General features: G+C 67.8%; 10 protein-coding genes. 9 read left to right on the top strand and 1 reads right to left on the bottom strand.

The window, feature by feature from the left end:
- Positions 1-200: 200 nt before the first annotated feature.
- Positions 201-1,370, bottom strand: coding sequence for a LysM peptidoglycan-binding domain-containing protein (locus AC1DU6_RS12980; RefSeq protein ID WP_056205226.1), 1,170 nt, complete (start codon positions 1,368-1,370; stop codon positions 201-203).
- Positions 1,371-1,486: 116 nt separating this feature from the next.
- On the opposite strand from AC1DU6_RS12980, the gene def reads away from it, so the two are divergent.
- The 9 genes from def to AC1DU6_RS12935 all read left to right on the top strand — a co-directional run.
- Entirely contained in the window at positions 1,487-2,023 is a 537-nt protein-coding gene (gene def, locus AC1DU6_RS12975) for a peptide deformylase (protein WP_457442534.1), read from the top strand.
- On the top strand, positions 2,023-2,955 hold the full coding sequence (gene fmt / locus AC1DU6_RS12970) for a methionyl-tRNA formyltransferase (RefSeq protein WP_457320714.1): 933 nt from the start codon (positions 2,023-2,025) through the stop codon (positions 2,953-2,955). The genes def and fmt overlap by 1 nt, the downstream gene beginning before the upstream one ends.
- 55 nt (positions 2,956-3,010) lie before the next feature.
- Positions 3,011-3,856 carry a zinc metalloprotease HtpX gene (gene htpX, locus AC1DU6_RS12965; RefSeq protein ID WP_457320713.1) on the top strand — a complete coding sequence of 282 codons (846 nt, stop codon included), beginning with the start codon at positions 3,011-3,013 and terminating at the stop codon, positions 3,854-3,856.
- Between the two features lie 47 nt (positions 3,857-3,903).
- A complete protein-coding gene (locus AC1DU6_RS12960) occupies positions 3,904-4,278 on the top strand; it encodes a hypothetical protein (protein ID WP_457320711.1) in 375 nt (124 codons plus the stop codon).
- A gap of 116 nt (positions 4,279-4,394) precedes the next feature.
- Positions 4,395-5,153 carry a head GIN domain-containing protein gene (locus AC1DU6_RS12955; protein ID WP_477857601.1) on the top strand — a complete coding sequence of 253 codons (759 nt, stop codon included), beginning with the start codon at positions 4,395-4,397 and terminating at the stop codon, positions 5,151-5,153.
- Positions 5,154-5,178: 25 nt separating this feature from the next.
- Positions 5,179-5,895, top strand: a complete 717-nt coding sequence (locus tag AC1DU6_RS12950) for an AzlC family ABC transporter permease (RefSeq protein WP_056205212.1) — start codon at positions 5,179-5,181, stop codon at positions 5,893-5,895.
- A gap of 85 nt (positions 5,896-5,980) precedes the next feature.
- Positions 5,981-6,310, top strand: coding sequence for an AzlD domain-containing protein (locus AC1DU6_RS12945; RefSeq protein WP_056205211.1), 330 nt, complete (start codon positions 5,981-5,983; stop codon positions 6,308-6,310).
- A 67-nt stretch (positions 6,311-6,377) separates the two neighbouring features.
- Positions 6,378-7,571, top strand: coding sequence for a phosphoglycerate kinase (locus AC1DU6_RS12940; RefSeq protein ID WP_457320706.1), 1,194 nt, complete (start codon positions 6,378-6,380; stop codon positions 7,569-7,571).
- Positions 7,572-7,666: 95 nt separating this feature from the next.
- On the top strand, positions 7,667-8,482 hold an 816-nt coding region (locus AC1DU6_RS12935; RefSeq protein ID WP_477857598.1), incomplete at its 3' end, for a hypothetical protein.

The raw sequence follows: 8,482 nt of genomic DNA, 5'->3' as shown, positions 1-8,482 counted from the left end.
GCGCTGGGCCGCTCCCGAGCCGGCCCGCCTTGGCGATGTGCTTGCCGGTCAATCCGGCAAGCATCGCCGTTCCCTCGGGGGCTGAGGCCGGACACATTGCGCCCAGTGGGCGCGATGTGCCTACCGAAGGGCTGCGGCACCCGCCGCAGCGCGGTCTGCAAGACCGACCAAGGTACTCCTTGGGCGAGGGGCTCCATTCTCTAAGGCTGGGTAAAGCGGTCGCCCGGTCGAACCGGCTCTTTCACCGAGATGATCAGCGCATAGGACACGCGCTCATAGACCTCGAAGACGAACAGGATGCCGTGGCGCTCGTCGGGCAGCTTGATGGCCTCGGCCCTCTCCTGGGTCTTGTCCATGACCCTGGCGCCGTCGCGCCACAGCGCGAACACATGGCCGCGCTCGATGCCATCACGCTTGCCGCGGTTGAGCGCGACGATCTGGTTCTGGCCTGCGTTGAGTGCCTCGCCGTAGATGGCCGCGATTTGACCCGCCATGGGCTGGCTGGGCGCGTGCGGCACATACAGCTCGAGATTGCGTGCCGGTGCCGGCGCCAGACGGTCGCCGATGCCGACCTCCTGCTTGATCTGCCGGACGGTCATCGTGGCCGGCACGATCTCGGCCTTGCCATCGGCGCCGGTGCGCTCCTCGCCCAGACGGGTCAGTTCAGCCGTGCCGACATACGGGGCCTCGTAGCCCAGGATCTCGTTGGTGGCTGGGTCGCGCAGCGGGCGGGCGTTGCGGAAGACGCGGAAGTCGGTGCCGCTGCCGAAATCGCCACGCGCATAGGCCAGTTCGCCCGGGCCGAGCAGCACATGCCCTTCCTGGGCGGCGACGATGCGCGGTGCCGTGGCCAGCGCATCCGTGTCGAAGACGACAGCGTCGGTCAGGAAGGGTTGGATCAGGTGCAGCGGGATGCTTGGGATGGGGCTGGAATCCAGCGCCGAAATGCGCATCTGCGGCCGCAGCTTGACCACGCCATTGCCGGCCGTATTGCCGCCGACGCCCTGTGCCAGTTGCAGCCGGGCCCGGCCATCGACCTTGACCAGCAGCAGCACCTGGCCCGGGTAGATCAGGTGGGGGTTGCGAATCTGGTCGCGGTTCATGCCCCAGAGCTCGGGCCAGCGCCAGGGGCTTTTCAGGAACAGCTTGGAGATGTCCCAAAGCGTGTCGCCTGGCTGCACCGTGTGGCTGTCCGGCGCATTGGGCGCCAGTTCGGCCAGGGGCACGCCCGCGGACGCGACCTGATCGGCGACGCGTCGCTGTTCGGCGGTGACGGGCAGCTTGCTGGTTTGCGCCCAGGCTGAGGTCGCCGTCGCGAGGGCGAGGCAGGTCGCAAGGACTGCGAAGTGGGCTGGGCGGGCAACGGGCATCTGGCGCGGTCTCCGAGGGGATTGCCGGATCGGCGAAAATCCAGGTGATTCTGCCCGCAATCACCGGGGGCAACCAACAACCGCTAGCGCTCGTTTGCGAGTGCTTACAAGGCGCCATGGCCCAACTGCACATCCTTCGCTACCCCGACCCGCGTCTGCACACCGTTGCCAAACCGGTGGCCGCCGTGGACGAGCGCACCCGCCAGCTCGTCGATGACATGCTGGAAACCATGTACGCCGCCGACGGTGTCGGCCTGGCCGCGACGCAAGTCGACGTGCATGAGCGAGTCATCGTCATCGACACGTCGCAGGATCGCGACACCCCGCGCGTGCTGATCAATCCCGAGCTGGTTCGTCTCAGCGAGCGCATGGTCGAGGGCGAGGAAGGCTGCCTGTCGGTGCCGCAGATCTACGACAAGGTGCCGCGCCATGCCGAGGTCACCGTGCGCGCCACCAATCGCGACGGCGAGGTCTACGAGTTCGAGGCCGATGGCCTGCTGGCCGTGTGCGTGCAGCACGAGATGGACCACCTGCTGGGCAAGGTCTTCGTCGAATACCTGAGCCCGCTCAAGCGCGACCGCATCAAGACCAAGATGGTCAAGAAGACGCGCGAGGAAGAGCTCGAGGCCAAAAAGCGTAACCAAAGGTTGTGATGCGCGTCGTCTTTGCTGGCACGCCAGAATTCGCTGCCGTTGCGCTGGACGCGTTGCTGGCCGCCGGCTTCACGGTTCCGCTGGTGCTGACCCAGCCCGACCGCCCGGCCGGGCGTGGCATGAAGCTGCAGGCTTCGGCGGTCAAGCAGCGCGCCGTTGCGGCAGGCATCCCGGTCGCCCAGCCGCAGGGCCTGAAACTGGACGGCAAATATGCCGCCGACGCGGCCGCGGCGCGCGAAGCGTTGCGGGCGGCGGATGCCGACGTGATGGTCGTCGCCGCCTATGGCCTCATCCTGCCGCAATGGGTGTTGGACCTGCCTCGGCGCGGCTGCCTGAACATCCACGCCTCGCTGTTGCCGCGCTGGCGCGGCGCGGCGCCCATCCACCGCGCCATCGAGGCCGGCGACGCCGAGACCGGCATCACCATCATGCAAATGGATGCGGGCCTGGATACCGGCGACATGCTGCTGATCGGCCGCGAGACTATCCGCGCCGACGACACGACCGCGGCCCTGCATGACCGGTTGGCCGAACTGGGCGGTCGCCTGATTGTCGAGGCTCTGCAGGCGCCCAGCCTGGCGCCGACGCCCCAGCCCGGCGAGGGCGTCACCTACGCGCACAAGATCGAGAAGGCCGAGAGCGCCATCGACTGGACGCTGCCCGCTGTCGTGATCGAGCGTCGGCTGCGCGCCTTCGATCCCTTCCCCGGCGGCCAGGCGACACTGGCCGGCGAGGCGCTCAAGGTTTGGCGGGCCGAGGTCGTTGAAGGCCGGGGTAAGCCGGGTGAAGTCATCGCCGCCGGGCCGGAGGTTGCTTGTGGTGAAGGCGCTTTGAAACTGACCGAACTGCAACGCGCCGGGGGCAAGCGCGGGCCGGCTTCGACCTTCCTCCAGGCCCGGCCGATTGCCGTCGGCGAACGCTTCGACGCTTGAAACCCCGGGTGCGTKGCACCATCTCCCACGTATTCCTGACTTCCGGGCCGGTGACATGTTCAATCTGGTGAAAACCGCTGTCCTGATGGCCGCCATCACGGCGCTGTTCATGGCCGTCGGGTCCTGGATCGGCGGCCAGGCCGGCATGCTGATCGCGTTGCTGGTGGCCGTTGGCATGAATTTTTTCGCCTATTGGTTTTCGGCCGACATGGTCCTGCGCATGTACAGCGCACGGCAGGTGGACGAGAGCACGGCGCCGCAGTTCTATCGGATGGTTCAGGAACTGGCGCAACGGGCCGGCCTGTCCATGCCCAAGGTCTATTTGATCGACGAGGAAGCACCGAACGCCTTCGCGACCGGCCGCAACCCGGAGCATGCCGCCGTCGCGGCAACGACGGGCATCCTGCGCGTGCTGTCCGAGCGCGAGTTGCGTGGTGTCATGGCCCATGAACTGGCCCATGTGGCGCACCGGGACATCCTCATCAGCACCGTCAGCGCGACGATGGCCGGTGCGATCTCGATGCTGGCCAACTTCGCCGGGCTGTTCGGCGGCCGCGACGAGAACGGCCGGCAGACCAATGTCATCGCCAGCATTGCGATCGCGTTGCTTGCACCACTGGCCGCCACGGTGATCCAGATGGCCATCAGCCGCGCCCGCGAGTTCGAGGCCGACCGCGGCGGCGCGGAACTCTCCGGCGACCCGGCCGCGCTGGCCTCGGCCCTGGACAAGATCCACCGCTACGCTCAGGGCATTCCGATGGCACCCGCCGAGGCTCACCCGGAGACGGCGCAGATGATGATCATGAACCCGCTGTCCGGTGGAGGCCTGCGAGGGCTGTTCTCCACCCACCCGTCGACCGAGGAACGCGTCACGCGCCTGCTCGCGATGGCCAGGCGCTGACTCGCCGTGACCTCAAGTTGCAGCCGCGCCGGCCGATAGCTGAGCCCATGAAGCGCCTTCTTCTTGCCCTGCCCCTGCTCGCAGCCCTGTCGGCCTGCGAGCAGCTTGGCATCGACGACCCCGCCAAAGTGGCCGCTGCCAAGGAAGCCGAGGGCAAGGCCATCGGCAGCGCCTGCCGGCATGCGATGCGTGCCATCGAGGACTGCTACGTCCTCAACCCCAAGGCCCAGAAGGCCGCCGTCTACACCGGCTGGCGCGAGATGGACGAGTACATGCGCGAGAACAAGCTCGAGGGCGTCGCGCCCGTCGTGCCGCGCCCGGGCTCGGTCAAGCCGCCGGCCGACGAGCCTGAGGCCAAGCCGGTCGAGAAAGTCGCTGAAAAGGCGTCTGAAAAGGGCGGCGACAAGGCCAAGGGCCACTGATCCGGCACCTCCAGACGCATTTCGCTCCTTCCATCCTGCGCACTGTCGCGTTGGTCAGGTCCGTCCCGGCGCCGCTTGGCACCATGGGAACCATCAAAACCCCGATGGAGCCCGACATGAACACATCCCGCCGCCTCTTCGCCCTCGGTCTCGTGGCCGCTGCCGTGTTCAGCGGCTCTGCCCAGGCCTGGAGCTGGACCATCAACAGCGAGCGCATCAACGGCAATGGCGACATCGCTACCGAGGCCCGCGACACGGGCGCCTTCGACGGTGTCGCGCTGACCGGCGGCTTCAACGTCGTCATCCGCCAGGGTTCGGGCAACAAGGTCGAGGTCAAGGCCGACCGCAACCTGCTGCCCCTGATCGAAACCCGCGTCGTCGACGGCAGCAAGGGCCGCACGCTGGAGATCTCGCCCAAAAAGGGCGTCAATGTGCACAGCTCGACCAACCCCAGCCTGACCATCGAGATGCCGGCCCTGCGCTCGATCGCTGTGGCCGGCTCCGGCACCGTCAAGGTCGAGGCCATGAAGACAGCCGGCGTCGACGCCTCCATCGCCGGCTCCGGCGACATCCGCTTCGCGGGCCTGGACGCCGAACGCCTGGGGATGAAGGTCAGCGGCAGTGGTGACATCGTCGCGGCCGGCCGCTGTGCCAGCGCCCAGGTGACCATCGCCGGCAGCGGCGACGTGAAGGCGGCCGACCTGGTGGCGGAAGACGTCAAGGTCAGCATCGCCGGTAGCGGCGACGCCCAGGTCAACGCGACCAAGCGCCTGAATGTCTCCATCGCTGGCAGCGGCGACGTGAAGTACGCGGGCTCGCCGGAGATTTCGTCCTCCGTCGCCGGCAGCGGCAAAGTCCGTCGCATCGGGCAGTGATTGAAGTGCCGCCGACAATGGCGGCATGAGTCTGACTTCCAGGTTGCGCGCGCTCGCGGCCGACCCCGATTTCCGCCACGGCGCGCGCGACATGGCCTCGCCCTCCCTGGGCCTGGCGGCCTGGGGCCTGGTGACCGGTGTGACCATGGTCAAGAGCGGGCTCAGCATCCCGCTCGCCATGGGCATGTCGCTGCTGGTGTTTGCCGGCAGCGCGCAGCTGACGGCCCTGCCGCTGATCGCCTCCGGCGCGCCGCTGTGGGTGCTGCTGGCCACGGCCTTCTGCGTCAACCTGCGCTTTGTCATCTTCAGCGCGCAATGGCGCAACTACTGGGGCCATCTGCCCAGGGCGCGCCGGCTGCTGAGCGGCTATGTCGCGGCCGACCTGAACTTCGTCTACTTCGTCAAGCGCTATCCGGACCCCGTGCCGGTGCCGGGCCAGCAACGCTATTTCTGGGGTGGCGTGGCCGTCAACTGGCCGACCTGGCAGGCCTGCTCCTTCGCCGGCATCCTGCTGGCCGACCGCATTCCGCCGCATTGGGGCATTGGCTTCGCCGGCGTGCTGGCGCTGCTGGGACTGTCCTATTCGCTGCTGACCGAGAAGGTGCTGTGGTGGGTGGCTGTGACGGCTGGCGCTGTGTCGATTGCCACCTATGCGTTGCCGCTCAAGCTCAACATCCTGTGCGCCATCTTTGCGGCGGGCGCCGTAGGCTGGTGGCTGGACGCGCGAAAGGCCAGGGCATGAGCGCGCGCCGAACGCCGGGCCGTCCCAAGTCGGCGCGCATCCCCTCGAGGGATCGGTCGGCGTACTCGACGACCGAGGGGCGGACATGAGCGATGCGATGACCTGGGTGGCGCTGTTCGGCCTGGCCGGCATTTCCGTCCTGACGCGCAGTTTCTTCATGATTGGCGAGAAGCCCCTGCCCATTCCGGACTGGCTGCGCGAACTGCTCAAGGTTGCACCGCTGGCGGCCCTGGTCGCGGTCGTCGCGCCCGAGATCTTCATGACGCAGGGCCAGCTCATCACGACCTGGCAGGATGCGCGCTGGCCCGCGGCGGTGGCCGCGACGGCCTACTACTTTTGGCGCAAGGGCATCCTGGGCACCATCCTCGTCGGCATGGCGGTCATGCTGCCTTTGAAGCTCGGCCTCGGCTGGTAACCGCGCCGGAACGGCGGGCGGCGAGAATCGCGGCAGTTTCGGTTTCTCATCAACTGCCCCGCCCACCATGAACGTCATCCGCTTCTCCGACCTGATCGCCGCCGGCAAGGTGGCCGGCCAGCGCGTCTTCATCCGCGCCGACCTCAACGTGCCGCAGGACGACACCGGCAAGATCACCGAGGACACCCGCATCCGCGCCTCGTTGCCGGCCATCAGGATGGCCCTGGACGCCGGCGCCGCCGTCATGGTCACCTCCCACCTGGGCCGCCCGACCGAGGGTGAGTTCAAGCCTGAAGATTCGCTGGCACCGGTGGCCGAGCGCATGGCCGAGCTGCTGGGCCGCCCGGTGCCGCTGCAGCGCGACTGGGTCGATGCCGTCTCCGTCGCGCCGGGCCAACTGGTGCTGCTGGAGAACTGCCGCGTCAACAAGGGCGAGAAGAAGTGCAGCGAGGAGCTGTCCAGGAAGCTTGCCGCCTTGTGCGACATCTTCGTGCACGACGCCTTCGGCACGGCCCATCGCGCCGAGGCCACCACCTACGGCATCGCCAAGTACGCCAAGATCGCTTGCGCCGGCCCGCTGCTGGCAGCCGAGATCGACGCCATCACCAAGGCGCTGGCCAACCCGCGCCGCCCGCTCGTCGCTATCGTTGCCGGCTCCAAGGTGTCGACCAAGCTGACCATCCTGCAAGCCCTGGCGAGCAAGGTCGACGGCCTCATCGTCGGCGGCGGCATCGCCAACACCTTCATGCTGGCCGCAGGCCTGAAGATCGGCAAGTCGCTGGCCGAGCCGGATCTGATCGATCAGGCCAAGTCCGTCATCGATGCGATGGCTGCGCGCGGCGCCGACGTGCCCATCCCCGAAGACGTCGTGACGGCCAAGACCTTCTCCGCGGGTGCCACGGCGGCGGTCAAGGCGGCCACCGACGTGGAGGACGACGACCTCATCCTCGACATCGGCCCCAAGACGGCCGCCAAGCTGGCCGAGAAGCTCAAGGCCGCCGGCACCATCGTCTGGAACGGCCCGGTCGGCGTGTTCGAGTTCCCGGCCTTCGCCCATGGCACGGAGGCCATCGCCCGCGCCATCGCCGAGAGCGTTGCCTTCAGCATTGCCGGTGGCGGCGACACGCTGGCTGCGATTGCCAAGTACGGCATCGAGAAGGACGTGGGCTACATCTCCACGGGCGGCGGCGCCTTCCTGGAGGTGCTGGAAGGCAAGACGCTGCCGGCCTTCAAGATCCTGGCCGAGCGCGCAGCGGGCTGATACAAGTCCGCCGCTGGGGGCGGTCATGATTTCACGTTCAGCGTCGGCCGCTCCCACCGCCCGGCGTTACCGGCCGACACAATTGCCGGATGGTTTTGCGCTGGCTTCTCGCCCTGCTCGTCGTCACGACGCTGCTGGGCCTTTATGCCAACGAGCATTGGATGACCCGCCACCTCGTGCTCGATGGGCGCGGGGCTGGGCAGCATCTGGAGATCGTCGACGACCGCAGCAGCGGCGGCAAGAGCGAAGCCAGGCTGGACCCGGCCGCCGGTGGCCCAGTGGCGATGCATTGCGAGGTTCGCCCCGGCTACGAATGGCCCTACTGCGAATTGCAATTCGAGATGAAGGGCCGGGCCCTGGATCTGCGCAATTTCAGCCATATCCGCCTATGGCTGCACGCGGAGGGCCCATCGCTGGACCATCAGGCGCCACAGGTGCGCGTCTTCCTGCGCAATGSCAACCCGGCCTATACGAAGCCGGGTGACGCCGAAAGCCTCAAGCCCCAGGAGGTCACCTTCGCGCCCGGCGCCCAGCCCCAGCCGGTGGAAGTGCGGCTGTCGCAGTTCGCCGTCAGCTCGTGGTGGGCCCAGACACATCAACTGCCCGTATCCCTGGTGGGCCCGGAGATGGACAGCATCCGCGTCATCAGTTTCAGCACCAGCGGCCAGGTGGCGCCGGGCCAGCACCTGATCCGCGTGAACCGCGCCGAACTCGTCGGTGACTGGGTCGCTCCCGAGACCTTCCGCCTCGGCCTGGTTGGCCTGTGGATGTTCAGCCTGCTGGGCTATCTGGTCTGGGAAAGCTGGACGGTGCACGGGCGCCTGCGCTTGTCGATGAAACGCTCGCGAGCGCTCGAGAAGATGGCCTTGCGCGACCCGCTGACGCGTGTGGCCAACCGCGATGGCCTCAAC

Source organism: Roseateles sp. P5_B10, assembly GCF_056400485.1.
Note: the sequence above shows the minus strand (reverse complement) of the source record. Positions and strands in the feature narration are given on the sequence as shown.

Excerpts from the sequence above, each read along its gene's own strand:
- AC1DU6_RS12945 (WP_056205211.1), top strand. The coding sequence starts at position 5,981 with ATGAGCGATGCGATGACCTGGGTGGCGCTGTTCGGCCTGGCCGGCATT.
- AC1DU6_RS12940 (WP_457320706.1), top strand. The coding sequence starts at position 6,378 with ATGAACGTCATCCGCTTCTCCGACCTGATCGCCGCCGGCAAGGTGGCC.
- fmt (WP_457320714.1), top strand. The coding sequence starts at position 2,023 with ATGCGCGTCGTCTTTGCTGGCACGCCAGAATTCGCTGCCGTTGCGCTG.
- AC1DU6_RS12955 (WP_477857601.1), top strand. The coding sequence starts at position 4,395 with ATGAACACATCCCGCCGCCTCTTCGCCCTCGGTCTCGTGGCCGCTGCC.
- AC1DU6_RS12960 (WP_457320711.1), top strand. The coding sequence starts at position 3,904 with ATGAAGCGCCTTCTTCTTGCCCTGCCCCTGCTCGCAGCCCTGTCGGCC.
- AC1DU6_RS12980 (WP_056205226.1), bottom strand. The coding sequence starts at position 1,370 with ATGCCCGTTGCCCGCCCAGCCCACTTCGCAGTCCTTGCGACCTGCCTC.
- AC1DU6_RS12950 (WP_056205212.1), top strand. The coding sequence starts at position 5,179 with ATGAGTCTGACTTCCAGGTTGCGCGCGCTCGCGGCCGACCCCGATTTC.
- htpX (WP_457320713.1), top strand. The coding sequence starts at position 3,011 with ATGTTCAATCTGGTGAAAACCGCTGTCCTGATGGCCGCCATCACGGCG.
- def (WP_457442534.1), top strand. The coding sequence starts at position 1,487 with ATGGCCCAACTGCACATCCTTCGCTACCCCGACCCGCGTCTGCACACC.